Here is a 26,999-nt window from a genome sequence, read left to right as displayed (position 1 = left end):
AAATGCCCAATTTCCATAAAATTCTCATCGCCAACCGTGGCGAAATCGCCTGCCGGATCCAGCGCACCGCCCAAGCCCTGGGCTACCGCACCGTGGCGGTCTATAGCGAGGCCGACGCCAACGCCCTGCACGTACACATGGCCGACGAAGCCGTGAACATCGGCCCGGCCCCGGTACAGCAGTCTTACCTGAATATCCCGGCCATCCTCGATGCCGCACGCCTCACCGGCGCCGATGCCGTCCACCCCGGCTACGGCTTTCTCTCGGAAAACCCCGAATTCGCCAAGGCCTGTCTCGCCGCTGGCCTGGTGTTTATCGGCCCCAGCGCCGACGCCATCGAACTGATGGGCAGCAAGCGCCTGTCGAAAATCGCCATGCTCGACGCCGGTGTGCCGTGTATTGCCGGCTACCAGGGCAGCACGCAGGACGACGCCACCCTGCAGGGCGAAGCCGAGCGCATCGGCTACCCGCTGATGATCAAGGCCAGTGCCGGCGGCGGTGGGCGTGGCATGCGCCTGGTGCACACGCCCGCGCAACTGCTCGAACAACTGCACACCGCACGCTCCGAAGCCCTGAACGCCTTTGGCAGCGACGAACTGATCCTGGAGCAGGCGTTGCTCGCGCCGCGCCATGTGGAAATCCAACTGTTCGGCGATGCCCATGGCAACCTGATCTACCTGGGCGAGCGCGATTGCTCGGTGCAGCGCCGCCATCAGAAGGTCATCGAGGAAGCCCCCTGCCCGGTCATGACCGCCGAGCTGCGCCAGGCCATGGGCGACGCGGCGCTCAAGGCCGGGCGGGCGGTGGCGTATGTCGGCGCCGGCACCGTGGAGTTCCTGCTGGACCAGGACGGGCGGTTTTACTTCCTGGAAATGAACACGCGCCTGCAAGTGGAGCACCCGGTCACCGAACTGATCACCGGCCTGGACCTGGTGGACTGGCAACTGCAAATCGCCGCCGGCCAGCCCCTGCCCTTGCGCCAGGACCAAGTGACACTGACCGGGCATGCCATGGAGGTGCGCCTGTACGCCGAAGACCCGGCCCAGGGCTTCTTGCCACAGACCGGCGAGGTACTGCGCTGGGAGCCGGCGGCCGGGGTGCGGGTCGATCATGGCTTGCTGGCCCCGCAGCGGATCAGCCCGTTCTATGACCCGATGCTGGGCAAGATCATCGCCCATGGCGCCACCCGTGAAGAGGCGCGGCGCAAGTTGCTACGCGCCGTGCAGGACTGTGTGCTGCTGGGGGTTCCCAGCAATCAACGGTTACTGGTGGACTTGCTCGGGCACCCGCAGTTTGTCGCGGCGGATTTCAGCACCGGGTTTATCGCCGAACATTTCCGGGATATTGCCCGCCCCGCCATCAGCGACGAACAACTGGCAGTGGCCGCCGCCCTGTTCTATCGACACAGCGCGGCCGTGCACCGCCCGGCCCTGGCGGGCTGGCGCAACAATGCCAGCGTGCCCTGGACCTATCGCCTGAGCGTCGATGAGCAGCGCCACGAGGTCACCGCCCAGGTACTGGCGGACGATCATCTGCAAGTCGGTAACATCGACATACACCTGCTCGACAGTGACGGCCGTTGGGCCAGCCTGGTCATCAACGGCATTCGGCAGCGGCTTGCCTATCACCTGCAAGGCACCCAGCTCTGGCTGTTGCACGCAGGGCACAGCCTGTGCGTGAGCAACCAGACGCAAACCGTGGCCAGTCGCGAAGCGCCCGCCAGCAGCGGCACGGTCAAGGCACCGATGGACGGGGCCATCATTCTGGTGCAGGTGCACGAAGGGGATGTGGTGAGCAAGGGCCAACTGCTGCTGGTGCTCGAAGCAATGAAAATGGAGCACCCGCTCAAGGCTGGCATCGATGGGGTGGTCAAGGCCATTCATGTCAGCGCAGGCGATCAGGTGCGCAATCGCCAGGTCTTGCTACAGATCGAGTAGCCCTGGGCGGAACTACCAGGCTTGGCTACGCTCTATCCCCATCAGAAAGGGATGAGTACGGGAACCTGCGATGCCTCATTGGCTGATTATTGATCTTGAAGCCACAACGGATGACGGCGGCTGGCCCGTGTCGGAGATGGAAATCATCGAAATCGGCGTCAGCCTGGTCAACCGCCAAGGCCGCGAACTGGACCACTTCCAGCGCTTCGTGCGGCCCTTGCGGCGCCCGTTGTTGACGCCGTTCTGCCGCCAGCTGACGCACATCAGCCAGGCCAATATCGACAGCGCGGCGCCCTTGACCGAGGTCTGGCCGCTGTTCGAGCGCTGGCTCGGCCAGCATCACCCGCGCCTGGAAGGCTGGGCCAGCTGGGGCGACTATGATCGGCAGCAACTGGAACTGGAGTGGCAGCGCCATGGCTTGACCAGCGTGCTGGGCCAGACGCCCCATGTGAACCTCAAGCAACGCTTCGCCAAGGCCCGGCGCCTGGACAAGCCGCTGGGGCTCAATGGCGCGTTGCAACTAGCGGGCATGCAGTTCAACGGCCAGCAACACCGGGCCCTGGAAGATGCGCGCAATACGGCGCGTTTGCTGCCGTTGATTTTGCCCGTGTAGAAGGCATACTGGCCGGCCTTTCTTGCCCCTTTTTCGAGGATTCCCCCATGTTCAAAGTCAATGAGTACTTCGACGGCACCGTCAAGTCGATCGCTTTCGGCACCCCTGAAGGCCCGGCGACCGTCGGCGTGATGGCCCCGGGTGAATACGAATTCGGCACGGCCCAGCGTGAAATCATGCACGTGGTCTCGGGCGCGCTGACCGTCAAGCTACCCGGCAGCGACAGCTGGGAAACCTTCGCCGCCGGCAGCCAGTTCAATGTGCCGGCCGACAGCAAGTTCCAGCTCAAGGTGGCCGTGAACACTGCCTACCTGTGCGAATACCGCGGCTAAGCCTTTCCCACACGCAAAAAAATGCCCGTCTCCTGTGAGACGGGCATTTTTCATGGGGCCGGTTTATTCGAGGATGGTCACCGGCATGCCGACTTCCAGGTGGCCTATCCCGTCATTGACCAGGTTCTGGCCGAACATCACGCCATCGGGCTGCTTGCGGTAGGTTTCCAGGGTCGCCAGGGGCTGGCGGTCGGCGTTGCGCTCACCGGTTGCCGGGTCGATGGTGGTGAGGATGCACCGGGAGCAGGACTTGACCACCCGAAACTCCACCTCACCAATGCGCAGGCGCTTCCAGCCATCTTCGGCAAAGGCCTCGCTGCCTTCGATCACCAGGTTGGGACGAAAGCGCAGCATTTCCATGGGCCGGCCGATGCGCTGCGACAGGTCGTCCAGGGACGCCTGGCCAATCAGCAACAGTGGGAAACCGTCGGCGAACGCAACCTGGTCATCATCCTTGCCGTAGCCGGCGGCCGTGGTGCGGGCGCGCTCCAGGGGCACCTGCACCAGGCGGGTCGGTTTGCCGATAAACTCGCTGACCCAACGCGCGGCTTCATCGCCGGCATCGGGAACCCGCAGGGTGTCGCGCCAGATGGTCACGCCACGCAACTCGGCATCCGCACCGGGCAATGCCACGTCCAGGCTGGGCTGACCTGCGCTGCTCAAGGTCAAGCCCCCGGCGTCATTCCAGAGGGCCGACAACTGGCTCATCTGCGCCACCGCACGCTGGGTCAGGAAACGCCCACTGGCCTCGTCCACCAGCATCCATCGACGGTCCCCGTCCAGCCCCAGTTTATCCAGGCCAATCTGCGACAAGGGTTGTGCCTTGCCGGACTTCAAGGGGTACCGATACAACGCGCTGAGACGAAGCATGAGCCAGGGTTCCTGTGAGCAAAAGCGTCACCCTATACGAGGCCGTCGAGAGAATCAAAATATCCCCACGCCTTACGGCCGCTGGGGGTCAGATGGAAGGCTCATCCAGCATCAGGCGCTCGCGTACCACGTCAACCAGTTTGTCGGGCTGGAACTTGGAGAGGAAGTTGTCACAACCGACCTTCTTGACCATCGATTCGTTGAAGCTGCCGGACAACGAGGTGTGCAGCACCACATAGAGGCTGCGCAGGCGCGGGTCGTTGCGGATCTCGGTGGTCAGGCGGTAGCCGTCCATCTCGGGCATTTCGGCGTCGGTGAAGATCATCAGCAACTTGTCGGTCATGACCTGGCCGCTGTCCGCCCAGGCCTTGAGCATGTTCAAGGCCTTGAGGCCATCGCTGGCGATATGCATCTTCACCCCCAGTTGACCCAGGGTGTCGCGCAGTTGCGACAAGGCCACATTGGAGTCATCCACCAACAGCACTTCGCGGCCGCGGGCACGTTCGAGTACCGGGTCATCGAGTTTTTCCCGGGAGACCTTGGCGTTGTAGGGCACGATCTCGGCGAGGACTTTTTCCACGTCGATGATCTCTACCAGTTGCTCGTCCACCTTGCTGATGGCCGTGAGGTAGTGTTGGCGGCCGGCGCTCGCGGGCGGGGGCAGGATCGACTCCCAGTTCATGTTGACGATGCGATCGACACCGCCTACCAGGAAGGCCTGCACCGAACGGTTGTACTCGGTAACGATAATGGTGCTGTTGGGCCCCGGCACCAGCGGACGCATGCCGATGGCCTGGGACAGGTCGATCACCGGCAAGGTCTGGCCACGCAGGTTGACCACGCCGCAGACAAACGGGTGACGCTGGGGCATCAGGGTCAGCTTGGGCAACTGCAGGACTTCCTGCACCTTGAACACGTTGATCGCGAACAACTGACGACCGGCCAGGCGGAACATGAGGATCTCCAGGCGATTCTCACCCACCAATTGTGTGCGTTGATCTACCGTGTCGAGAATGCCAGCCATTAAAGACTCCTGGGGTGTGCTGAAAGATTGACTGCTTACTAAAAAGGTTATCGGCAGCCAGTGCCAGAGCTTGACCCTCGGTAAAATGCCACGTAAATGCATTGATGTCACACTGACATCATGCTTTACTGCCATCACCTTATCGTCTGGCAGTCAAGCAATGCCGCGAGACCCTCAAACGGTCACAAGGTTCCGCCATGTAAGGGATTCCCCTAGTCACAATCAGGCCCAACCTGATATTCGCAATATCCAATAGCCATTAATGTGACGCCATTCTCATTGCATGAATGGAGTCAGGCTTTTGTTTGCTATCGCAAGCCCCCGGTCCAGGGGCCTTCCAGGCATTAACGCCTTGGTAATCGAAGTCATGCGAATGCCACTGGTTGTTTGCAGCACCAGCCGTCGCGACGCTGATCACTCAAATAAAAGTACTACTCAAAATTCAGAAATGAACTACAGATTTCGGTCATATTTCGGCGCTAGCTTGAAGCCATTGCTCCAGTGCTGCATCTCAATATCTGACCGTATGTTGTGGAGACTTTCATGATGAACGACGGTAAAGAGTGGCAAGACGCACTTCCCGAGTTCCTCCTGGAGGCCGAAATGCTGCTGGCCAAGTCTGAGGAATGCTTGAGTCACCTGCATTTGATCCGCAACGACAACGATGCCATCGATTGCATGAAAAACAGCCTGAGGAAACTCGCCGAAAAGGCCGATGCCATGTCGCTGGGGGCTATCGGTGATTTTTCCCGGCGCCTGCAGGACCTGATCAACAACGCCCAAAGCCCGGTGCAACTGCACGACCAGGCACTCTCGGCCTTGCATGACTGCCTGACACTGATGGCCTGGCAACTGGAACTGATTGATATCAAGACCGGCAAACTCAGCCTGGATGAGACTGAGCAAGTGGCGCTGATCGAGACGGCTGCCCAGTTGATCCCACAAAAAAGCGTCGACTACACCTATCGCCAGGCCGCACCACACGCCTCCTGAGCCGGCCTTTTCCATAGGTAGACGCGCCGGCTTCACTGTTTGAAAGGGTGTTTGAGCACACAACTATCAATAGGCCATTATCGGCAACAGCGATACAAGACAAGATCAATCATACAACTAGCCGCCCGTAGAACTGGCCATGGCAGCGCCGGGGCCCATGACTGTCGCCAAGTACAACGCCAGGCGACCAGCGGTAATGGTTGATGGTACTATGACCACGCTCGAAGTGGCTGAACGTCATGATGCAAGAAAACGTGAAACACACCTCGAATCAACATCAGAGTCACTACCGTGCAGACCCGGTGCCGAAGGGAGGCCATGCCCCCAGAGCGCTTTCCAAACAGAGCCCGGTCAGCGGTCGTGACCGGTCTACCCGCAGCGAACACCCATCGGCTCCATCTGCTATGTACACCAGCCCCATCTCACTCATCGCCCGGTTCGGATCCCAAGGCAGTACCCGCTGGATCACCCTTGGCCTATGCCTGTGTGCGACGCTGGTCAGCCTGTGGGTCTATGCGCACCAAGCGCCACTGCCGATAGTCCTGCTGCTGCTCAACCTTGCCACCCTGGTCGCCGTTGGCCTGCAGCGTTGGCGCTCGCGTAAATCGATCAAGTTCCAGCCCCAGGAACTGGCCGACCGCCTGCTGCAAGTCCAGGAAAACGAGCGCCACCGCCTCAGCCGCGAGCTGCACGACGATATCGGCCAACTGCTGACCGCCGCCAAGCTGCAAAGCGACTGGCTGCGCCGCCGCCTGCCGCCGGAACTGCAGGAACAATGCAACGTACTGTGCAATACCCTCAACGAAACCCTGGCCAAGGTGCGGGACGTGTCAGCCATTCTCAACCCTCGGCAACTGGCCAGCCTGGGCCTGGAGGCGAGCCTGCGCGCGCATCTGCTCAAGACCCTGGAAAACACCCCGGTACATTGGAGCCTGGAATGCCAGCAACGCCTGACCGGGATTCCAGAAGAGATGGCCGTGGCGGCCTTTCGTATCACCCAGGAGGCCGTGACCAACATGCTGCGCCATGCCCAGGCGCGCAACCTGCTGGTGCGCCTGCAACGCTTGCCCCAGGGGCTGTCGCTGTTTATCAGCGATGACGGCCAGGGCTTCTCGCCCGCCACCGACCCCGGCCGGGCCGGGCAACGGGGCATGGCGGGCATGTCCGAGCGCATTGATCAACTGGGCGGCATGCTGGCGGTCAATAGCCAACCCGGCTGTGGCACGCAGATCGAAGCGCTGTTTCCCTGGGCGCCGCGCACCCTCGAACGGGCCAGTCCCCCTAAGGCTCTAGAGTGACCTGCAATTTACTCCTGGTAGATGACCACGCCCTGATCCGCGCTGGTGTGCGCGCGCTGATCCTGGATATTCCCGGCTATGCGGTGATTGGCGAAGCCAACGACGGCGCGCAAGTGCTCGCCCAGTTCGATGCCTTGCAACCCGATATCGTCCTGCTGGACTTGTCGATGAAGCACACCAGTGGCCTGGATGCCTTGCAGCAACTCAAGCACGCCTACCCCAAGAGCAAAGTGCTGATCCTGTCGATGCACACCGACCCGCAGTTGATCATGCGTGCCCTGGAGGCCGGTGCCCATGGCTACCTGCTCAAGGACACCACCGCCAATGAGCTGGAACATGCGCTGCTGGCGCTGCGCAATAACGAGCGCTACCTGAGCCCGGCCATTGCCCACACGGTGATCAACCAGGCCTTGATCCACAGCCAGTCCCACCCGGAAGCCCCCGTACAGCGCCACAACCTGACGGCACGCCAGTTGGAAATCCTGCGCCTGATCGTGCGCGGCAAGTCCACCCGGGAAATCGCCCATGGCCTGGGCCTGAGCATCAAGACCGTGGAAGCCCACCGCTCGCAGATCATGAAGCGCCTGCAGATTTTCGATGTGGCCGGCCTGGTGCTGTTTGCCGTGCGCGAGCAGATCATCAGCCTGGACGATTAGCCAGCAACGGCGAACCCACCGGCAAATGCACCTGCAAGGCCTTGGGCAAGGTGCAAAAGCGCAGGTCGGTGCCCTTGAGCGGCTCGCCATCGAGGTTGATATCCAACCCTTCGGCCACCTTGATTTCTACCCATGGCAGGCGTGCGCGCACAAACAGGTTGTCCAGGCCCCAGCCGTCCGTCATCAGGCTGCGCAAGGTGCCCACCACTTCCTGGGGCGCCGGCAGGATGCTGATATCCAGCAGGCCATCATCGGCCAGGGCGCCTGGGCACAGCTCATGCCCGCCACCGGCCTGGCGACCGTTGCCGATCCCCAGGGCCAGCAACTCGCCGCGCCAATGAAAGTCCGGCCCCACCAGCTCCCCATAGGCCGCCCGCAGTTCGCTGAAGCGCGACAGGCCGGTAAACAGATAGGCCGCGCCGCCCAGCACCTTTTTCAGGTCCTCGGAGGTGTTGGCCGTGACCTGGCTGCCAAAACCGCCGGTGGCCATATTGAGAAACACCTGCCCGCCCACCTCCCCCAGGTCGATGGCGCGCGGTGCCACGTCCAGCAGCTCCAGGGCCAGGCGCGGCTCCAGCGGCACCCCGGCCGCACGGGCGAAGTCATTGGCAGTGCCCAGGGGCATCAGCACCAGGCTGGCGTCAGTTTTCGCCCGAGCCATGGCCTCGGCCACATCGCGCAAGGTGCCATCGCCACCGCCCGCAATCAGCCGTGTGTAGCCGGCCTCCAGGGCTTCACCCACCAGGCGTTGGGCATCACCGCCCTCCCAGGTGACGCGCACCGCCAGCTCCCACCCCTGCTCGCGCTTGCCTTGCACTGCTGCCCGCACGTCTTCATTGAGGGCTTGCTTGCCGTGCAGAATCAACAGTGCCTTGGGTTTGCTCATGGGGGTGAAGCTCCTATCGTTGGAGGGGACCTGAGGGATGTTGACCTTCGGCAGTCGGAAAAAAGCCATTGGGCTGTAAATTAATTCTTCAGCCCAGCACTTCGCTCAAAGGAATGAAATTCACCCGGTCCCCCATGGCCAAGGTGGTGCCCTCCAGTACTTCCACCAAGCCCTCGGCCCAGGCGGCACTGCGCAAGACCCCGGAACTCTGGTTCTGGTAGATCACCGCCCGCCCTTGCTCCAGGCGCGCGCGCAGGTATTCGCGACGGTTGCCCGGCTTGGCCCAGACGAACCCCACCGGCACCTCGAAACGCAACGGCTGCACCGCTTCGACACCCTGGCGGCGCAGCAGGTACGGGCGCGCCAACAGGGCGAACGTGACCAGGGTCGACGCCGGATTCCCCGGCAGACCGATCACCGGCACGCCACGGAAATGGCCGAATGTCAGCGGTTTGCCAGGCTTGATCGCCAGCTTCCACAAGGCCAGCTCGCCCTCTTCGCGTAATGCGATACCCAGGAAGTCCGCCTCCCCCACCGAGACCCCACCGGTGGACAGAATCAGGTCCACCGAGCCCAGGGCGCCCAAACGGGTACGGGTCAGCTCCAGGTCATCGGGCAAGATACCGGCGTCAATCACCTCGCAGCCCAGGCGTTGCAACCAGCTGCACAGCACCCGCCGGTTGCTGTTGTAGATCTGCCCCGGCCCCAGTGGCAGGCCCGGCTCGATCAACTCGTCGCCGGTCGACAGCACCGCCACGCGCACGCGGCGCACCACCGCCAGGCGGTCGCGCCCCAGGGACGCCGCCAGGCCCAGTTCTATCGGGCCAAGCCGTGTACCGGTGGCCAGGACTTCTTCGCCGACCGTCGTCTCCTGGCCCTTGGGCCGGATGTTTTGCCCTGCGCGCAGTGCCTGGGTAAAGCTGACGCGCTGATCGGGCTGCACCTCGGCGTTTTCCTGCATTTCCACGCAGTCGGCGCCTGCCGGCACCGGGGCGCCGGTGAAGATCCGCGCACACGTCCCCGCCGCCAAGGGCTCGGGGGCCTGGCCGGCGAAGATGCGCTGGCTCACCAGCAGCGGCTCGCCCGCCCAATCGGCAGTGCGCAAGGCATAGCCGTCCATGGCGCTGTTGGGCCAGGGCGGCAGGTCGAGGGTGGACACCAGCGCCTCGGCCAGCACGCGCCCGTCGCACGCGGCCAATGGCAGGTGTTCCTGCTCACGGATCGGCGCGGCCTCGGCCATGTTCAACAGGCGTTCCAGGGCTTGCTCTAGCGGCATCAAGGCGCCGGTCTGGCCCGGCTTACCCACGGGATTCACACGGTTCGGCCAGCTTGAGGTGCGGCACGAAATTGCACGGGCGATGGCGGGCATCCAGCTGTTCGGCGAGAATCCCGTCCCAGCCAGTGCGCACCGCGTTGGTGGAACCCGGCAGGCAGCACACCAGGGTGCCATTGGCCAGGCCGGCCAGGGCGCGGGACTGCACGGTGGAGGTGCCGATATCGGCCACCGAAATCTGCCGGAACAGCTCGCCAAACCCATCCACCTGCTTGTCCAGCAAGCAACTGACCGCCTCGGGGGTGCTGTCGCGGCCCGTGAAGCCGGTACCGCCGGTAATCAGCACCACTTGCACCACGTCCTCGGCGATCCAGTGCGCGACTTGCGCACGGATTTTGTAGAGATCATCCTTGAGCAATACCCGTTCAGCCAGGCGATGGCCGGCCGCGAGCAGGCGCTCAACAAAGACCTGCCCGGAGGTGTCGGTTTCCAGGGTGCGGGTATCGCTGACGGTCAAGACAGCAATGTTAAGAGGTACGAAAGGCGTATCAGCCTGGGCTTTCATGGCTCGGTCCGGTTGTCGAAGGAACAGCCCGATGTTATATCACAGCCCCCTATTTCACTGCCGCTGCGGAGCCGTCATGCCATTCAATTCTTCGCCCCTGCCCTGCTCGGTCCTGTTGCTGGCCGGCGGTCGCGGCCAGCGCATGGGCGGGCTGGACAAGGGCCTGCTCGACTGGCACGGGCAACCGCTGATTGCCCACCTGCATCAGTGGGTGCGGCCCCTGACCGACGACCTGATCATCTCCTGCAACCGCAACCAGGCGCAGTACGCCCCCTACGGCGACCGGTTGGTCAGCGACGACAGCCTGGACTTCCCGGGGCCCCTGGCCGGTATCCGCGCCGGGCTGGCTGCCGCACGTCATGAACACTTATTGGTATTGCCCTGTGATGTGCCACGCATCGACGGGCAGTTGCTGGCAGACCTGCTCGAAACCGCCCGACAACACCCACAGGTGCCGGTGATGATCCGCCACGGCGCGTTCTGGGAGCCTTTGCTCTGCGTCATACCGACGCGCCTGCGCGGCGACGTGGAAAACGCCTGGCTGGCGGCAGAGCGCAGCCCACGGCAGATCCTCCTGAAACTGGGGGCCCGGGCGCTCGATTGCGCCGAGAACGACCCGCGCCTGGCCAACCTCAATACACCAGAGTTGTTGCACCCACGCCCCGGCGTGTCAGAATGAGCGCCAGAACAAGGAACTTTGCCGACGTTGCACACGTCACAAGGTCAGAACTCAATACAGCAACACTCTCGGAGAAGACTCATGACTCAACGGACCATCGCCGCTCTCATGCTTGCACTGGGCCTTGCTACCCTCGCCGGTTGCGCCTCGCCAACAGTGATCACCCTGAATGACGGTCGCGAAATCCAGGCTGTCGACACCCCTAAATTCGATCAGGATTCGGGCTTCTACGAATTCGAACAACTGGATGGCAAGCACACCCGCATCAACAAGGATCAGGTTCGCACCGTCAAAGACCTGTAAGTCTTAACGCCTGCTACGACAAAGCCCGCTTTTGAGCGGGCTTTGTTGCATCTGGCGCGTGGGAAATATCACCAATCCAGCACGATCCTGCTGTTGAAGCTGCGCTGTTCGCCGGTCACCGGGTCGACAAAACGTACGCCCTGGGCCAGCAACTTGAGCGGGTTGGCGTAGTCGTCCACAGCATCCTTGATAACCTGGGGATAAAACGGGTCATTGCAGATGCTCGCGCCCAGCGCCGTCATATGCACACGCAGTTGATGCTTCTTGCCCGTCACCGGAAACAGGCCATAGCGCCACAGGTCACCGTTTTTCTCGCGCACCTGCACCGCCGTTTCCGTGTTGCTCGCCCCGGGCCCCTCCTGCATGCGGAAGAACGGTTCGCCATCCACCAGGCGGCTCTTGTGCACCCGCGGGAAGGTCAGCGCGGGCAAGGCCGGGGCAATGGCCTCGTAGATTTTATCGATCTGGCGGGTGGGGAACAGTTGCTGATACGCCGAACGGCTTTGCGGGTTGGCCGAGAACAGCACCAGCCCGGCAGTATGGCGATCAATGCGATGCAGCGGCACCAGCGACGGGTTATCCAGGCGGCGGATCAGACGGCGCAACAGCGTCTGCTCGACATACTCGCCGGCAGGCGTCACTGGCAGGAAGTGCGGCTTGTCGGCCACCACCAGATGCTCGTCGGCGTACAGGATGCTCTCCTGCACCGGGATCGGCTTTTCATCCGGCACTTCGCGAAAGTAGTGGATGCGCAAACCTTCCTTGTAGGCCAGGTCCACGGCAATGGGCTGGCCATTGCCATCCAGCACCCGGCCACGGGCGATGCGGTCCAGCCACTGCGCGCGGCCGATGGCGCGAAAGTGCCCGCACAGGCAATCGAGCACCGTCACCCAGGGGCCAGGCGGCAGGTACAAGGTACTGGCTTGGTTCTGGGCAGCGGAAAAACCGGTATCGGACATGCGTACACTCAAGGCCTGGAAAGACTAAGGGGGCATTATCCCCCAGAATCTCAAGCCCTGACCAATTCGGCCCGCAGTACCGGCGAGGCACTGGCCGCCTCGGTGAACTCCTTGAGCCAGCGCAGTACATCCACCGCCTCCCAGCGGCCAGGGTCGTACAACGCATACAACAGGCCCTGATAGCCCACCACGTCCAGTTGCTTGTGATAACCGGCGCGCTGGAACAACGCTTCGATTTCGGCAAAGCAGGTGTTGAAATGCACTTTGTTGAACGGCGTCTTGCCTTCCGTGACCAGGCCATCGAGGCGCAGCTCATTCACCGCATCGCGCACGATATCGACGGACATGCGGTTGACGCTGCTTTTCAGTTGTTCGACATTCACCACGGGCGTTCCCTCTCACTCAAATCGCTGTACAAACATACAGTAACCGAATAATCAGCAACCTGCCATGGGTTGGCGCTAGATTAGAAAGGCAACGACCTGTTCCGTGTCGAACGGCCAGCCCAGTTCCGCCCCGGTATCCACCCGGCGCAGTACCGGAATGCTTAGGCCATAGGCGTCGAACAGCGCTTGCGAATCGGCGATATCCACCAACTCGACCATCAGCCCGTGTTCGACCAACGGCATGATTTGCGCTTCGGCAAACTCACACAGATGGCAGCCCAGGGTGCCGAACAACTGGCATTCAGGAAGCATGGCGTACAGACCCGATAAGAAACAGGTCACCATTCTAGGCCGCGGGAAAAACCTCGTCGAGTCATGCCAAAGACCTGATCCAGATCAGCATGGCCTATAACTGATTCAGCGATTCTCGCGGCTTTTTTCCTGCAACACCCCGACGGAGATGTCTGTGTTTGCCAACCTGCTGATCATTCTTGCCTCATCCCTGGTCGTCATTGCGCTGTTCCGCCGGCTGCAACTGCCGCCGGTGCTCGGCTACCTGTGCGTGGGCCTGGCCGTCGGGCCAACGGCCCTGGACTGGGTCAATGACAGCGAAGACCTGCCCGACCTCGCCGAACTGGGGGTGGTGTTCCTGCTGTTTTCCCTGGGCCTGGAGTTCTCCCTGTCCAAGATGCTCAGCCTGCGCCGGGTGGTGTTTGGCCTCGGCAGCCTGCAGGTGCTGTGCTGCGCCATCGTGCTGGGCGCCTTGCTGCTGTTGATGGGCATGTCGCCGGTGGCCGCGTTGCTGCTGGGGGCCGGGCTGGCCCTGTCATCCACCGCCATTGTGAGCAAGGAGTTGACCAGCCTGGGGGAGATCTTCAGCAGCCATGGGCAGAACGCGATTGGCGTGCTGTTGTTCCAGGACGTGGTCGCAGTGCTGTTGCTGACCCTGGTGCCGGTGTTCGCCGGTAGCAGCGAGCAAGCCTGGTACTGGGCGCTGCCCCTGACCCTGGGCAAGACCGTGGTGTTGTTCCTCGGCCTGCTGCTTGCCAGTCGCTGGCTGCTGCCGCGCCTGTTTCACGAAGTGGCCGCCTCGCATTCGGCGGAACTGTTCGTGCTGCTGGCCCTGGTGATCGTGTTGCTCACGGCCTGGCTCACGCACCTGCTGGGCCTGTCGCCAGCCCTCGGCGCATTCCTGGCGGGCATGCTGCTGGGCGAAAGTCATTACCGGCACCAGATCGAAGCGGATATCCGCCCGTTTCGCGACATCCTGCTGGGGCTGTTTTTTGTCAGCATCGGCATGTTGATCGACTTGCAGCTGTTTATCAGCCACAGCCTGCAGATCCTTGGCCTGACCCTGGCGCTGATGCTGATCAAGGGCTGCATTGTCGCCGCACTGGTCAAGCTGCGCGGCAGCGACAGCGAAACCGCCTGGCGCAGTGGCCTGGCCCTGGCCCAGGGCGGTGAGTTCTGCTTTGCGCTGATGGCGCAGATGCAATTGAGCAACATGCTGCCAGGCGAAATCAGCAGCCTGCTGCTGGCGGCGACGTTCTGCTCCATGCTGCTGACGCCCCTGCTGCTGCGCGCCGCCCCCGCTATTGCACTGCGCCTGCATCGCAAGCCCAACCAGCAAGTGCAGCTGGAGGCAATCACCGCGCTCAACGCCGAACTGCGCGGGCATGTGCTGATCTGCGGTTATGGCCGGGTCGGGCAATCCATCGGGCGCTTCCTGCGCCGTGAACAACAGGCGTTCATTGCCCTGGACGATGACCCTGAACGGGTGCAGGAAGCCGCCACCGAGGACAGCAGCGTGCATTATGGCGATTGTCGGCGTGGCGCCCTGCTCAGCGCGGTCGGCCTGGAGCGCGCACGCCTGGTGGTGATTGCCGTGGACAATAGCGATGTGGCCCTGGTGGTGCTCAAGGAAGCACGGCGGATCAACCATAAAGTGCCGATCCTGGTGCGCACCCGCGACGACAGCCAGTTGACTGAACTGAAGGCCGCCGGGGCCAGCGAGGTGGTGCCCGAACTACTGGAGTCGAGCCTGATGCTCGCCTCGCACGCAATGATCATGCTGGGCCTGCCCGACCAGCAGGTGCGCGACCGCGTCGACGAGGTACGGCGCAACCGCTACCGCTTGCTCCACGGTTTCTACCAGCATACCGACGACAACCGTGCAGCCCCGATCAATCCTGACTGACTGCACCAATCTTATGGATCGACAAGTCCGCGCCGTAGTACTCCTGTTCCTGGCTCAAGCGCAGGCCGCAGAGGCGCTTGAGCACGCCGTACACCAGCAACCCGCCCGCCAGGGCCACCACCACTCCCAGGGCGGTGCCGATCAACTGGCTGATCAGGCTCACGCCGCCCAGCCCACCCAGGGCGGCCTGGCCGAAGATCCCGCAGGCAATCCCGCCCCACACCCCGCACAAGCCATGCAGGGGCCAGACACCCAGCACATCATCGATCTTCCAACGCGCCTGGGCGGCAATAAAGCACCACACGAACAAGCCACCGGCCACCACCCCGGTGACCAGCGCGCCAACAGGATGCATCAAGTCGGAACCCGCACAGATCGCCACCAGCCCGGCCAACGGGCCGTTATGCAAGAAGCCTGGGTCATTACGCCCAATCACCAGCGCCGCCACGGTGCCGCCCACCATGGCCATCAACGAGTTGACCGCCACCAGCCCGCTCACCCCGGGCAGGGTCTGCGCACTCATCACGTTGAAACCGAACCAGCCGACGATCAATATCCACGAACCCAGCGCCAAGAACGGAATGCTCGACGGCGCGAACGCCACCAGCCGCCCATCGCGATAGCGACCCTGGCGCGGCCCCAGCAGCAACACCGCCGCCAATGCCAGCCAGCCCCCCATGGCGTGCACCACCACAGAGCCGGCAAAGTCATGGAACGTCGCACCAAAGGTCGCCAACAACCAGGCTTGCAGACCGAAGTTGCCATTCCACACCATGCCCTCGAAAAACGGGTAGATAAACGCCACGATCAACGCCGTGGCGCACAGTTGTGGAGCAAAGCGAGCCCGCTCGGCAATGCCCCCGGAGATGATCGCCGGGATGGCTGCCGCGAAGGTCAGCAGGAAAAAGAACTTCACCAGGCCATAACCGTGGTCGGCACTGAGCACTGCGGCCGGCTGCATAAAGCTGACCCCATAGGAGATCCAATAGCCTATAAAGAAATAGGCCAGGGTCGAGACCGCAAAATCACTGAGGATTTTCGACAATGCGTTGACCTGGTTCTTTTGCCGCACCGTACCGACTTCCAGAAACGCGAAGCCGGCATGCATCGCCAGGACCATCACCGCGCCGATCAGAATAAACAGCGTATTGGAGCTGTGGACCAGGGTGTCCACCGCGCTTTGCACATTTTCCATGGGGATTGGCAGGCCTACAGTTCAGGAAAAGCACCAAAGCAGTTCATCGCCCAACGATCGCGCACTAAATTGGCACCGCGCGTTCCACCCTTCTTCAGAGGGTATGAACCGCTTTGGCGCGACGACCGTTGCAGAAGGCAGTGACTTGCGGGTTTTTCCACGGGTTTCAGGGATTTAGGGTAAGGTTTTCCAAGGCTTTGGCGAAAACCGCCCACATTGCGCGCAAGCCTTGCGGCTGGCGCACCAAGGCAAAGCAAAAGCTGTACCAGACAATTGCAGTGAACCTTCACCAATGCCGGTGACTCTCAAGCAAAACCCTGTAAAAGCACCAGACAGCCACTCACGGAGATAACCATGGCCAGAAAATCAGCAAAGACTGCTCAAGAAATACTGATGGAAGATTTCCAGACCCTGGTCAGCGATACCGAAAAGCTGCTGGACGACACCGCGATTCTGGCCGGTGACCAGGCTGATGAACTGCGCTCGAAGATCCACGACAGCCTGTTGCAGGCCCGGGAAACCCTGAAGTTGACCGAAGACTCCCTGCGCGAACGCGGCAAGGCGGCGGTCACCGCGACCGAAGACTATGTACAGGCCAATCCTTGGCAATCCGTTGGCATCGCTGCCGGCGTGGGCTTTCTGATCGGCCTGCTGGCTACAAGGCGCTAATCATGTCTATCGGCGAAACCGGCTCGTCCTCGGGCCCAAGCTCCACATCGCGGCGCCTCGGCGCGGCTGTCCTGGGCTTGCTGCATAGCCATGTCGAACTGTTCGGCATCGAGTTGCAGGAACAGAAGGCACGCACCGTCAGCCTGCTGCTGTTTGCCGGGCTGGCGCTGGTGTTCGCCCTATTGCTGCTGGTGGGGCTATCGGCACTGGTCATGATCCTGGTCTGGGATACCTATCGCCTGACCGGGATCATCAGCCTCTGCGTGTTTTACGTGCTGGCCGCAGCGTTCTGCGGGTTACGCTTGAAGGCCGCGGTGTTCGATGAGTCCACGCCTTTCCACGCCACCCTCGAAGAGCTGGCCAACGACCGGGAGCGCCTGCTGCCATGAGCCTGACTGAACTGCCGCAAACCAACTCCCGGCGGGAAATGCGCAAGGCCTTGATCCGCCTGCGCATGGAAATGCATCGCCAGGAAATTCGCCACGAATCCCAGCAACTGCTGCTGCCCTTGCAAAAGGTGCGCAACATGGGCCAAAGCTGGCAGGACGGGTTCGGGCTCAAGCATGCGCCGCTGTGGGGCGTCGCCGCAGTGACCCTGCTGGGATTTTTCACCGGCAAAGGCGCCAAGGGCGGCGGCATCGGCACCATGACCCGCCTGGTGCGACTCGGTGCGGGCCTGATCCCGTTGATCAAGCTCGCCATGCAGGGTGCCACCCGCAAGTCCTGACGCAACTGGCTGCATTCTTGCAAACGGATCAGGCCCGGCTCCTTCCCTAGAGGAGCCGGGCCTTTTTTATGTCGACTATTTCCTATGCGATGTACCCTAAGGAGGCTCTGTGATTGACGGGCAACCGCTCGCCTGTTTCCAACCCTTTATCGACACCGCCACCGGCCGCATTGCCGGAGTCGAAGCACTGGGCCGCCTGCTCCAGGCAGATGGGCAATTGCTTTCGGTGGGCCCATTGTTCGCCGATACGCGCACGCCCACCCCGGCGCTACGCCGCCTCGACCGCACGCTGCGCGACAATGCCCTAAGCCGCCTGCATGAAGCGCCTGAAGACTGGTTCCTGAGCCTCAATATCTCGCCGCGCTGGATCACCCTGCTACGACCGGGGCAACCGCTACCCAGCCTGAAACAGTTGCAGGCCCATGGCGTCGATCCAAAACGCATCGTGTTTGAGATCACCGAACTGGGCGGCAACAGCCAGCGCCTGGCCGAGGTCGTCGCCCGCTACCGCGAGGCGGGGGCACGGATTGCCATTGATGACTTTGGTGCCGGGTACTCGCAGCTGGATCGGGTCCTGGCCCTGCGCCCGGATATCCTCAAGCTGGATATGCGCCTGTTCCAGGCCGCAGCCCTGGGTGGCCCGAGCGGCGAGGTGGTACGCGCCCTGGCGCAAATGGCGGAAAAAACCGGGTGCTGGATCATTGCCGAAGGCGTGGAAACCGAAGCGCAACTGCGCTTTGCCCTTGAATGTGGCGCGCGTTATGTCCAGGGCTACCTGTTTGCCCAGGCGCAACTGGACTGGTTTGCCAGCGACGCCTTTGTCCCGCGTTTCGCCGTACTGCGCCAAGCCTATGTCCAGCAGAAACTGGCAGAGCATGGGCGGATTATGCTGCTGCGCCAGCCACTGATCGAGCTGATGCAGATCCTGCAAGGCTGGGCGCAGGCCCACGCACCGCTTACGCAATTGCCACAGCTGCCGGGCTTTCCCCGGTTACTGCGGTTCTATCAGTGCGATCGCCATGGCACCCAACTGACCCCCAACTTTGAATGGCGCCAGGATGCCTGGCACGCTGACAGCCGCTACCTGGGCCACAACTGGTCATGGCGCCCTTACTTCTATCATCTGCTGGCCGAAGGCTGGGAAGAGCGCCGTCTGATTCTCTCCAACACCTACCGCGATGCCACGACCAATCAATACTGCCTGACGGCAGGACAATTCTTCGATAACGGCCAGCGCTTGCTGTTAATCGATCTTGACGCCGCCGGCCTATAGTTTTTCGCTTGCTCCCGGCACGCCGAACCGGGAAGCTGGAGGCCGACATTCATCCCACGGAGCGCCCCCGCCTTGGATTGGCCTACCCTGCTTACCCGCGAACGCCTTGGAAAATCCCTGCACAGCCCGCAAGAGCTGGGCCGCAGCCCGTTTCACAAAGACCATGACCGGATCATCTTCTCCGGGGCCTTTCGCCGCCTGGGCCGCAAGACCCAGGTCCATCCGGTGACCAGCAACGACCATATCCATACCCGGCTGACCCACTCGCTGGAAGTCAGTTGCGTGGGACGCTCCCTGGGGATGCGCGTCGGCGAGACCATTCGCAGCGCCCTGCCCGACTGGTGCGACCCCAGCGACCTGGGCATGGTGGTGCAATCGGCCTGCCTGGCCCACGACATCGGCAACCCCCCGTTTGGCCACTCCGGCGAAGATGCGATCCGCCACTGGTTCCAACAGGCAGCCGGCCGTGGCTGGCTGGATGATATGAGCAGCGCCGAGCGCAATGACTTCCTCAACTTTGAAGGCAACGCGCAAGGGTTTCGCGTGCTGACACAACTGGAATACCACCAGTTTGACGGTGGCACCCGCCTGACCTACGCCACCCTGGGCACTTACCTGAAGTACCCCTGGACCGCGCGCCACGCCGACTCCCTGGGCTACAAAAAACACAAGTTCGGCTGCTACCAGAGCGAGCTGCCGATCCTTGAACAGATCGCCCACAAACTCGGCCTGCCACAACTTGAGGAACAACGCTGGGCGCGCCACCCACTGGTCTACCTGATGGAGGCGGCCGACGATATCTGCTACGCCCTGATCGATCTGGAAGATGGCCTGGAAATGGACTTGCTGGAGTACGCCGAGGTCGAGTCCCTGCTGTTGAACCTGGTCGGCGATGACTTGCCGGAAACCTACCGGCAACTGGGGCCCCAGGACTCCAGGCGACGCAAACTCGCGATCCTGCGGGGCAAGGCCATCGAGCACCTGACCAACGCCGCCGCACGGGCGTTCGTCGAGCAACAGCCGGCGCTGCTGGCCGGGACCCTGCAAGGTGACCTGGTGGAACATATGCATGGCCCGGCCAAGCGTTGTGTACTGAATGCCAAAGACATGGCGCGCAAGAAAATCTTCCAGGACAAGCGCAAAACCCTGCATGAGATCGGCGCCTACACCACCCTGGAGATCCTCCTGAACACCTTCTGCGGCGCGGCCCTGGAGCAACATGGCGGGCGTACCCCCTCCTTCAAGAACCGTCGCGTCCTGGATCTGCTGGGCAACAGCGCCCCCCATCCCGATTGGCCGCTGCATCGCTCGTTCCTGCGTATGATCGACTTCATCGCCGGCATGACCGACAGCTACGCCAGCGAGATGGCCCGGGAAATGACCGGGCGTTCACACCCTCAGTGACCCATGGTCCAGGCAGGTTTTCCTGCCTGGACGCTTGCCTCAAAGAATCGACCTACGCGGGCACCAGAGCAGCCTGATCGAATTCGCCCCAACACCCGATGAATAATCACCCCTCTCTTATCCACCCCAGCGATCAGCTCCTACATTCACCCAAACCCACGATAGCCAGCGCCTGGCTCACAGGGCAAACAGACACCGGCACTGGCTGGCATTTTTCCGGCTGCAGCTACTTCCACGGAACTTCCTATGCCCGAACGACAATTGCGCATCCTGCTGGTGGAAGATCACCCTTTCCAACTCCTGGCCATTCAGTGCCTGCTCAAGAGTTTCGGCTTCAACCAACTGACACCTGCCGAGAATGCCGAGCAGGCGATCAAGTTGATGAGAACAAACGAAGCCCCCTTCGATCTCATGTTATGCGATCAATGCCTGCCTGACCTCACCGGGCTGGAGCTGGTGGAGATCGCCAGCCATGCAGGCTTTATCAAAAGTGCTGTATTGCTAAGTGGGTTGCCCGCCCTCGAACTGGAACATCTGAAAACCCTGGCAATACAACGCGACTTGCGCCTGCTTGGATATTTGGCTAAGCCCTTGAATAAGGAAGCCTGGATCGAGTTGATCAACCAATCAGGGCTTGCCCACGATTAAAGAGTACGACCTTGCACATGAGCCGAAACCGCCTGATAAACCTGAAGCGCCTCACTGCACCAGGGCACTGTTGATTGCCCTGGTAACTTTTCAACTTTAAACGTAGGACATTAAACGCGCCTGCAAATGAAATATCACCCTCATCCAACTCGCAAATAACACTACGCAACTTTTAAACCTTTCACCCAAAAAACGCTTACATCTCGGTCAATAAAGCCTCAATGCATTGTAGTCCAATACCTTTTTAGTCGTAGGAATTTTCCTGTTTTATATCTACTCAGCCTTCCCTTCATGCTCCTGCCCTACCTTCTGAGCTAATGTGCGCGCTTATTTGCACTAGTATGGAATTGGCTCATGAATACAGTTTTTATTATTGACGACCACCCGGTTATTCGACTTGCAATCCGAATGTTGCTGGAACATGAAGGTTACAAAGTAGTCGGTGAAACAGATAACGGTTGTGATGCAATACAAATGGTCCGCGAGTGCCTTCCAGATCTCATCATACTTGACATCAGCATTCCAAAACTCGACGGACTGGAGGTTCTCTGCAGGTTCAACGCAATGAGTACGCCCATGAAAACCCTGATCCTGACGGCACAGTCTCCAACACTTTTTGCCACACGCTGCATGCGTTCAGGTGCCGATGGCTATGTCTGCAAAGAAGGTGACCTGAGTGAACTGCTAAGTGCCATCAGAGCTGTACTTTCAGGTTACAACTATTTTCCAAGCCAGGCCTTGAATACCACAGGTTCCGACTCCTGCGAAAATGAAGAATTGAGTCTTTTCAAGTCAGTCAATGATCGCGAACTTATGGTCTTACAACTTTTTGCACAAGGTCGTACAAATAAGGAAATTGCCAAAGGTATGTTTCTCAGTAACAAAACTGTCAGCACTTATAAAAAACGACTGATGCAAAAACTTAAGGCCAAGTCCTTGGTAGAACTTATCGAGATGGCAAAACGCAACGCGTTAGTGTGAGAAACAGGATGCCAAGGCGTTTAAAGGACTATCTAATCATTTTGAGTACCGGGCTGTGCTTGAGTACAGCCGTGCCAGCCACTCAAACCGCTCCAGAACGCTACTCACTGCTGAGTCGTGCCGGTATCGTTCAGTTGGACACCCAACTGAACCCCACGCAGCGCCAATGGCTACAAAACAAACGCGAACTGGTGTTGGGAACCTCGACACCCGACTACCCGCCTTTCGACATCACCGCCAGCGGTCATGACTATGAAGGTATTACTGCCGATTACGCGGGGATCCTGGCCAAAGCCCTGGCATTGCCCGTCACGGTGATGCGCTACCCCTCGCGGGAGGCGGCAATCCAGGCGCTGGAGGACGGGGAAATCGATTTGCTGGGCAGCGCCAACGGATTTGAAGCGAGCAACGCCGACATCGTCCTGTCAACGCCCTACGCGGTCGACCAGCCGGTGCTGGTCACCCGTGACGCAGAAACCCGCCCGCTCAATGACGGGCTGGCGGGCATGCGCTTGAGCCTTGTCTACCACTACCTGCCGCTGAAGGAAGTCGAGGCGCTGTACCCCAATGCGATCATCCAGGTCCATCCGTCCTATTTGAATGCGCTGAACGCCGTGGCCTTCGACCAGGCCGACGTGTTTCTCGGCGATACCATTTCCACCCATTACATGATCAACAAGGGCTACCTGAAGAACATCCGCATGGCCAATTTCGGCAAGCACGAAGCGTATGGCTTCAGCTTTGCCGTACACCGCGACCAGCCAATCCTGCTGGGCATCGTCGATACGGTCCTCGCCGGGGTCGGGACCTATGAGCGGGAAAACATCGCCCAACGCTGGAGTGCAGGCAGCGATATCCTGCTGACCGACCACAAGTTGCAGTTGACCCAACGGGAAGAACGCTGGCTCAAGGACCACCCGGTGGTGAAAGTGGTCATCAACGAAACCTTCGCGCCACTGACGTTCGTCGATTCAGATGGCCAGTTGCGGGGCATGACCGCCGACCTGCTGGAGTTGATCCGGCTACGTACGGGCTTGCGCCTGGTGTTCCAGCACACCCGTAGCGTCAACCAGATGATCGAGCAGGTCGAAAACGGCAGCGCCGACATCATTGCCGCCATCAGTCCAAGCCACGAACGCGAAACCAAGCTCAATTTCACCCGCCCCTACCTGCAGAATTCCTATGTCCTGCTGACGCGCAAGGAGCCTGGAGCGCCCTCGAACCTTGAACAACTGGCCGGGAAAAAACTGGCGATCACCGAAGGCAATCCCCTGGTGGACTACCTGCGCCAGGCGTTTCCACAGATCATCCTGGTGCAGGCCAGCGATACCTTCAAGGCCTCGGAAATGCTGGCCCAGGGGCATGTGGAGGGGGCCGTCAACTCGTTGGTGGTCGCCAATTACTTTCTCTCCTCCCACTTTTTTCAGGGGCAATTGCAGATCAGCTCGAGTATCGGCACGCAACTGGCCTCTTTTTCCCTGGCGACGTCACGCAGCGCCACCGAACTGGCCTCCATCCTGGACAAGGCCCTGCTCAGCATCGCACCGGATGAACTGGGGGTCATCAACAACCGCTGGCGTGGCTACACGGCCGCCTCCGATAGCTACTGGCGCAACTACCACCGCCTGATTATCCAGATCATCAGCGCCGCCGGGCTGCTGCTGCTCACCTCACTGGCCTGGAACGGCTACATGCGCCGGCAGATCAAGCACCGGCAGATGGCGGAGCGGGCCCTGAGCGACCAGTACGAATTCATGCGCGCCCTGGTCAATGAAACCCCTCACCCGATCTACGTGCGTGATCGCAATGGCTTGCTACAGACCTGTAATGACAGCTACTTGCAGGTCTTCGGCGTCAAGCGCGAGGAGGTCATCGGCAAGAGCGTCATGCAGATCAGCCTGGAAAACGAAACGCAAGCCAACCAGTACCATGCCGACTATCTGCGGGTGGTGGCCGAGGGCAAGCCGTTGATTCTTGACCGCGCCCTGCATATTCGCGGGCAACACCTGACGATCTATCACTGGATCCTGCCGTACCGCGATTCCGTGGGTATGGTCCAGGGCATCATCGGCGGCTGGATCGACATCAGCGAACGCCGTCAATTGTTCGATGACCTGCGCGCCGCCAAGGACCGCGCCGATGAGGCCAATCGCGCGAAAAGCACGTTCCTGGCGACCATGAGCCATGAGATCCGCACGCCCATGAACGCGGTGATCGGCATGCTGGAGCTGACCCTCAAGCGGGCCGACCACGGGCATCTGGATCGTCCGGCCATCGAAGTGGCCTACAACTCGGCCAGGGACTTGCTGGAGTTGATTGGCGATATCCTCGACATCGCGCGCATCGAATCCGGCCGCTTGAGCCTGGCGCCAGAGCGCGTCAACCTGCGGGAACTGATCGAGTCGGTGGTGCGGGTGTTCGATGGCCTGGCACGCCAGAAGAATCTCAACCTGTTGCTGGAGTTCAATCCCGGCGGCGAAGAACGTGACGTGCAGATCGACCCCCTGCGCTTCAAACAGGTCTTGTCCAACCTGGTGAGCAATGCCATCAAGTTCACCGAGCAGGGCGAGGTGAAGATCAAGGTAGACCTCCAGGCCACCAGCCAGCCACAGCAGATCCAGATGAGGCTGGTGGTCGAGGACACCGGTATCGGTATCAGCCGGGACGATCAGCAACGCCTGTTCGAGCCTTTTTCCCAGGCCGACAACTCCGGGCACCTGGCCAGGAACGGCGCCGGACTGGGGCTGGTGATCTGTCGCAGCCTGTGCGAGATGATGGGCGGGCAACTGGCCCTGAGCAGCGTGCCCAGTGTCGGCACCCAGGTGTTTGTCTCGTTGCAGATGACCAGCCTGCCACCGGCCTACCCACTGATCGAGCTCAAGCCCGCGACCCAGGATGCGGCGGCGTTGCTGAATGTGCTGGTGGTGGACGACCATCCCGCCAACCGGCTGCTCATGTGCCAGCAACTGGGCTTCCTCGGGCATCGATTCACTGCGGTCCAACATGGCGCGGCGGGCTTCCAGGCCTGGCGCCAGGAGCACTTCGACCTGATCATCGCCGACTGCAATATGCCGGTCATGAACGGCTATGAACTGGCCCGCTCGATCCGGGAGCACGAGCAACGGGAGAACAAAACGCCCTGTATCATCCTGGGCTTCACCGCCAATGCCCAGCCAGAAGAAAAGCAGCGCTGCCGGGATGCGGGCATGAATGACTGCCTGTTCAAGCCCATCAGCCTGACAACACTGGAACGCCACCTGGGAGAGATCACCCCGCTGTCGCCAGCGCGGGTCTTTGATCTCGATAGCCTGAACGCCCTCACCGGTGGCGATCCGCTGTTAAGCCAGCGTCTGTTGGAAGAACTGTTGAGCAGTAGCCGGCGTGATCGCGAGGAACTCATGACCTTGCTCGCACAAGGTGCTTACCAGGACCTGATCGACCAGGCCCACAAGATCAAGGGCGCCGCCAGGATCGTCCAGGCGTGCACACTGGCCGAACGATGCGAGGTGTTGGAACAGGCTGGGGAGGATGCCGACCCGGGGCAACTCGACATTTGGGTCAAGGCCATCGAACAAGCCATGTTCGACCTAGAACAAGTGCTGCAGGAGCAGTTGGACAATCTCGCGCCATCGTAGGAACGGGCTGGCCGGCGATGGTCGTTAACGAAGACATGGGGGGACCTGCCCCCCCAGCCATCGCCGGCAAACCAGCGCCCTCAGCAGTCAGTCAACCGCAAGAAAATCGCGGCCAGCCGCTCGATCCCCTGTTGATCCTCGCCACTGAAACGCGCCAGTCTCGGGCTGTCCAGATCCAGCACCCCAATCAACCGCCCCTGCTTGATCAAGGGCACTACCAGCTCGCTATTGGAAGCACTGTCGCAAGCAATATGCCCGGCAAACGCATGCACATCGTCCACCCGCTGGGTTTGCCGCGAAGCCGCCGCCGCACCACACACCCCTCGGCCAAACGCAATCCGCACACAGGCGATCTGCCCCTGGAAAGGCCCCAGCACCAGCTCTTCATCACGGTTGAGATAAAAGCCCGCCCAGTTCAAGTCATCGAGCTGGTTGAACAGGAATGCCGAAAACTGCGCTGCGTTGGCGATAAAGTCGCGTTCATCGGCCAGCAGCGACTCCAGTTGCGCACAGAGCATGGCGTACCCATCGAGACCGCTGCCCGCCTGTTGCAAATCGATCATGGCTGACGCTCCAGCAATTTAAGCCCCACCCAGTAGCGGGCGAATTGGTAGGCGCACCGCCCGTTGCGATTGCCCCGGCCCGTGGCCCAGCGCACCGCCAGGATGTCCAGTGCTTCATCGCGCTGCCACGGCAAACCCGCCTTGTTCGCCAGCTCGCCGATCCAGTGCTCCACCACATCCAGGAAATGCTCCTGGGTGAACGGGTAGAACGACAGCCACAAGCCAAAACGGTCGGACAAGGCAATCTTGTCTTCCACCGCTTCACTGGGGTGCAGCTCACCCTCCACGCGCTTCCAGTTGTCGTTGTCGCTCTGGTTTTCCGGCACCAGGTGACGACGGTTGGACGTGGCATACAGCAGCACGTTTTCCGGGGCCTGCTCCAGCGAACCGTCCAGTACGCTCTTGAGCACACGGTAATCGCCTTCGCCAGCCTCGAACGACAGGTCGTCGCAGAACAGGATAAAACGCTGCGGCAGCTTGAGCAGTTGCTCGACCACACGCGGCAGGTCGGCCAGGTGGTCACGTTCGATTTCGATCAGGCGCAAACCGGCCTTGGCATGCTGGGCCAGCAACGCACGGACCATGGACGACTTGCCTGTGCCACGCGAGCCCCAGAGCAACGCATGGTTGGCGGGCAGGCCGTCGAGAAACTGCTGGGTATTGCGCGCCAACTGTTCGCGCTGCTTGTCGACCCCAATCAGGTCGGACAGGCGCATATCCAGGCTGACGTCCAGTGGCAGCAGAAAACCGCTACGCCCCTCGCGCTGCCAGCGGGCCGCCAGGCAGTGGTTCCAGTCAACAGCCACGCGAGGCGCTGGCAACAACGGTTCCAGACGAGCAAGCACGGCATCGGCCCGCTCCAGAAAGGCATTCAATCGAGAATCCATGACTATTCCTGTGGCAAGTTCTTGTAAAAAATGGCGTATTGGCAAC

General features: G+C 61.2%; 27 protein-coding genes and 1 pseudogene. 17 read left to right on the top strand and 11 right to left on the bottom strand.

Going from position 1 to position 26,999, the window contains the following annotated elements:
* Nucleotides 1–2: 2 nt before the first annotated feature.
* The 3 genes from AC07W7_RS11205 to ppnP all read left to right on the top strand — a co-directional run bounded on the left by AC07W7_RS11205 (nucleotide 3) and on the right by ppnP (nucleotide 2,882).
* Nucleotides 3–1,937 (top strand): acetyl/propionyl/methylcrotonyl-CoA carboxylase subunit alpha, encoded by a 1,935-nt coding sequence (locus AC07W7_RS11205; RefSeq protein ID WP_495039320.1) that lies wholly within the window; start codon nucleotides 3–5, stop codon nucleotides 1,935–1,937.
* A 70-nt stretch (nucleotides 1,938–2,007) separates the two neighbouring features.
* Entirely contained in the window at nucleotides 2,008–2,550 is a 543-nt protein-coding gene (locus tag AC07W7_RS11200; RefSeq protein WP_099170467.1) for a 3'-5' exonuclease, read from the top strand.
* A gap of 47 nt (nucleotides 2,551–2,597) precedes the next feature.
* Complete coding sequence (ppnP, locus tag AC07W7_RS11195; protein ID WP_169865569.1) at nucleotides 2,598–2,882, top strand: pyrimidine/purine nucleoside phosphorylase; 285 nt, start codon at nucleotides 2,598–2,600, stop codon at nucleotides 2,880–2,882.
* Between the two features lie 63 nt (nucleotides 2,883–2,945).
* Here the strand turns inward: ppnP and AC07W7_RS11190 are convergent, their stop codons facing one another.
* Together AC07W7_RS11190 and AC07W7_RS11185 are read right to left on the bottom strand one after the other, a co-directional pair.
* Nucleotides 2,946–3,752: an MOSC domain-containing protein gene (locus tag AC07W7_RS11190; RefSeq protein ID WP_495039319.1), complete on the bottom strand. Its 807-nt coding sequence runs from the start codon at nucleotides 3,750–3,752 to the stop codon at nucleotides 2,946–2,948.
* An 88-nt stretch (nucleotides 3,753–3,840) separates the two neighbouring features.
* The gene (locus tag AC07W7_RS11185; RefSeq protein ID WP_495039318.1) at nucleotides 3,841–4,776 is read right to left on the bottom strand and encodes a chemotaxis protein CheV; all 936 of its coding nucleotides are present in this window, start codon (nucleotides 4,774–4,776) and stop codon (nucleotides 3,841–3,843) included.
* 543 nt (nucleotides 4,777–5,319) lie between these two features.
* Between AC07W7_RS11185 and AC07W7_RS11180 the strand changes: the two genes are divergently transcribed.
* The 3 genes from AC07W7_RS11180 to AC07W7_RS11170 all read left to right on the top strand — a co-directional run bounded on the left by AC07W7_RS11180 (nucleotide 5,320) and on the right by AC07W7_RS11170 (nucleotide 7,723).
* The gene (locus tag AC07W7_RS11180) at nucleotides 5,320–5,769 is read left to right on the top strand and encodes a hypothetical protein (protein ID WP_099170471.1); all 450 of its coding nucleotides are present in this window, start codon (nucleotides 5,320–5,322) and stop codon (nucleotides 5,767–5,769) included.
* A 404-nt stretch (nucleotides 5,770–6,173) separates the two neighbouring features.
* The gene (locus tag AC07W7_RS11175; protein WP_099170472.1) at nucleotides 6,174–7,067 is read left to right on the top strand and encodes a sensor histidine kinase; all 894 of its coding nucleotides are present in this window, start codon (nucleotides 6,174–6,176) and stop codon (nucleotides 7,065–7,067) included.
* Nucleotides 7,064–7,723, top strand: a complete 660-nt coding sequence (locus tag AC07W7_RS11170) for a response regulator transcription factor (protein WP_099170473.1) — start codon at nucleotides 7,064–7,066, stop codon at nucleotides 7,721–7,723. Before AC07W7_RS11175 ends, AC07W7_RS11170 begins: the two co-directional genes overlap by 4 nt.
* Here the strand turns inward: AC07W7_RS11170 and yegS are convergent.
* The 3 genes and pseudogenes from yegS to moaB all read right to left on the bottom strand — a co-directional run.
* A pseudogene (yegS, locus tag AC07W7_RS11165) lies at nucleotides 7,685–8,609 on the bottom strand (lipid kinase YegS); the annotation flags it as partial. The gene AC07W7_RS11170 and the pseudogene yegS overlap by 39 nt on opposite strands.
* Nucleotides 8,610–8,697: 88 nt before the next feature.
* Nucleotides 8,698–9,924, bottom strand: a complete 1,227-nt coding sequence (locus AC07W7_RS11160) for a molybdopterin molybdotransferase MoeA (RefSeq protein WP_495039317.1) — start codon at nucleotides 9,922–9,924, stop codon at nucleotides 8,698–8,700.
* Nucleotides 9,908–10,447: a molybdenum cofactor biosynthesis protein B gene (gene moaB, locus AC07W7_RS11155; RefSeq protein ID WP_099170476.1), complete on the bottom strand. Its 540-nt coding sequence runs from the start codon at nucleotides 10,445–10,447 to the stop codon at nucleotides 9,908–9,910. Before moaB ends, AC07W7_RS11160 begins: the two co-directional genes overlap by 17 nt.
* Nucleotides 10,448–10,523: 76 nt before the next feature.
* On the opposite strand from moaB, the gene mobA reads away from it, so the two are divergent.
* Nucleotides 10,524–11,126: a molybdenum cofactor guanylyltransferase MobA gene (mobA, locus tag AC07W7_RS11150; RefSeq protein ID WP_495039316.1), complete on the top strand. Its 603-nt coding sequence runs from the start codon at nucleotides 10,524–10,526 to the stop codon at nucleotides 11,124–11,126.
* Nucleotides 11,127–11,207: 81 nt separating this feature from the next.
* A complete protein-coding gene (locus tag AC07W7_RS11145) occupies nucleotides 11,208–11,429 on the top strand; it encodes a YgdI/YgdR family lipoprotein (protein WP_099170478.1) in 222 nt (73 codons plus the stop codon).
* A gap of 68 nt (nucleotides 11,430–11,497) precedes the next feature.
* On the opposite strand, the gene AC07W7_RS11140 is transcribed toward AC07W7_RS11145, so the two are convergent.
* From AC07W7_RS11140 to AC07W7_RS11130, 3 genes are all read right to left on the bottom strand, one after another.
* On the bottom strand, nucleotides 11,498–12,388 hold the full coding sequence (locus AC07W7_RS11140; protein ID WP_099170479.1) for a pseudouridine synthase: 891 nt from the start codon (nucleotides 12,386–12,388) through the stop codon (nucleotides 11,498–11,500).
* Nucleotides 12,389–12,438: 50 nt separating this feature from the next.
* The gene (locus tag AC07W7_RS11135) at nucleotides 12,439–12,774 is read right to left on the bottom strand and encodes a hypothetical protein (protein ID WP_029298086.1); all 336 of its coding nucleotides are present in this window, start codon (nucleotides 12,772–12,774) and stop codon (nucleotides 12,439–12,441) included.
* Between the two features lie 75 nt (nucleotides 12,775–12,849).
* Nucleotides 12,850–13,086: a glutaredoxin family protein gene (locus AC07W7_RS11130; RefSeq protein ID WP_099170480.1), complete on the bottom strand. Its 237-nt coding sequence runs from the start codon at nucleotides 13,084–13,086 to the stop codon at nucleotides 12,850–12,852.
* Nucleotides 13,087–13,240: 154 nt separating this feature from the next.
* On the opposite strand from AC07W7_RS11130, the gene AC07W7_RS11125 reads away from it, so the two are divergent.
* The gene (locus AC07W7_RS11125; RefSeq protein WP_099170489.1) at nucleotides 13,241–14,971 is read left to right on the top strand and encodes a cation:proton antiporter; all 1,731 of its coding nucleotides are present in this window, start codon (nucleotides 13,241–13,243) and stop codon (nucleotides 14,969–14,971) included.
* On the opposite strand, the gene AC07W7_RS11120 is transcribed toward AC07W7_RS11125, so the two are convergent.
* Nucleotides 14,958–16,166, bottom strand: coding sequence for an ammonium transporter (locus AC07W7_RS11120; protein ID WP_099170481.1), 1,209 nt, complete (start codon nucleotides 16,164–16,166; stop codon nucleotides 14,958–14,960). The two genes, AC07W7_RS11125 and AC07W7_RS11120, sit on opposite strands and share 14 nt — an antisense overlap.
* 354 nt (nucleotides 16,167–16,520) lie before the next feature.
* Here AC07W7_RS11120 and AC07W7_RS11115 point away from each other — a divergent pair, with 354 nt between their 5' ends.
* From AC07W7_RS11115 to AC07W7_RS11080, 8 genes are all read left to right on the top strand, one after another.
* The gene (locus AC07W7_RS11115) at nucleotides 16,521–16,835 is read left to right on the top strand and encodes an ElaB/YgaM/YqjD family protein (RefSeq protein WP_057439163.1); all 315 of its coding nucleotides are present in this window, start codon (nucleotides 16,521–16,523) and stop codon (nucleotides 16,833–16,835) included.
* 2 nt (nucleotides 16,836–16,837) lie between these two features.
* Nucleotides 16,838–17,224 (top strand): phage holin family protein, encoded by a 387-nt coding sequence (locus tag AC07W7_RS11110; protein WP_029298076.1) that lies wholly within the window; start codon nucleotides 16,838–16,840, stop codon nucleotides 17,222–17,224.
* Complete coding sequence (locus AC07W7_RS11105; RefSeq protein WP_099170482.1) at nucleotides 17,221–17,562, top strand: hypothetical protein; 342 nt, start codon at nucleotides 17,221–17,223, stop codon at nucleotides 17,560–17,562. Before AC07W7_RS11110 ends, AC07W7_RS11105 begins: the two co-directional genes overlap by 4 nt.
* A gap of 109 nt (nucleotides 17,563–17,671) precedes the next feature.
* Nucleotides 17,672–18,835 (top strand): EAL domain-containing protein, encoded by a 1,164-nt coding sequence (locus AC07W7_RS11100; RefSeq protein WP_495039315.1) that lies wholly within the window; start codon nucleotides 17,672–17,674, stop codon nucleotides 18,833–18,835.
* A 72-nt stretch (nucleotides 18,836–18,907) separates the two neighbouring features.
* Nucleotides 18,908–20,239, top strand: coding sequence for a deoxyguanosinetriphosphate triphosphohydrolase (locus tag AC07W7_RS11095; protein ID WP_169901518.1), 1,332 nt, complete (start codon nucleotides 18,908–18,910; stop codon nucleotides 20,237–20,239).
* A gap of 246 nt (nucleotides 20,240–20,485) precedes the next feature.
* The gene (locus AC07W7_RS11090; RefSeq protein WP_169898051.1) at nucleotides 20,486–20,887 is read left to right on the top strand and encodes a response regulator; all 402 of its coding nucleotides are present in this window, start codon (nucleotides 20,486–20,488) and stop codon (nucleotides 20,885–20,887) included.
* 354 nt (nucleotides 20,888–21,241) lie between these two features.
* The gene (locus AC07W7_RS11085; protein ID WP_099170486.1) at nucleotides 21,242–21,868 is read left to right on the top strand and encodes a response regulator transcription factor; all 627 of its coding nucleotides are present in this window, start codon (nucleotides 21,242–21,244) and stop codon (nucleotides 21,866–21,868) included.
* Between the two features lie 8 nt (nucleotides 21,869–21,876).
* On the top strand, nucleotides 21,877–25,503 hold the full coding sequence (locus tag AC07W7_RS11080) for a transporter substrate-binding domain-containing protein (RefSeq protein WP_495039314.1): 3,627 nt from the start codon (nucleotides 21,877–21,879) through the stop codon (nucleotides 25,501–25,503).
* Between the two features lie 80 nt (nucleotides 25,504–25,583).
* Here the strand turns inward: AC07W7_RS11080 and AC07W7_RS11075 are convergent, their stop codons facing one another.
* The gene (locus tag AC07W7_RS11075) at nucleotides 25,584–26,066 is read right to left on the bottom strand and encodes a GAF domain-containing protein (RefSeq protein ID WP_099169536.1); all 483 of its coding nucleotides are present in this window, start codon (nucleotides 26,064–26,066) and stop codon (nucleotides 25,584–25,586) included.
* Nucleotides 26,063–26,953: an ATP-binding protein gene (locus AC07W7_RS11070; protein WP_099169535.1), complete on the bottom strand. Its 891-nt coding sequence runs from the start codon at nucleotides 26,951–26,953 to the stop codon at nucleotides 26,063–26,065. Before AC07W7_RS11070 ends, AC07W7_RS11075 begins: the two co-directional genes overlap by 4 nt.
* Nucleotides 26,954–26,999: the final 46 nt, after the last annotated feature.

The sequence above is a fragment of the Pseudomonas sp. GW821-FHT01D09 genome, assembly GCF_059422465.1.
Note: the sequence above shows the minus strand (reverse complement) of the source record. Positions and strands in the feature narration are given on the sequence as shown.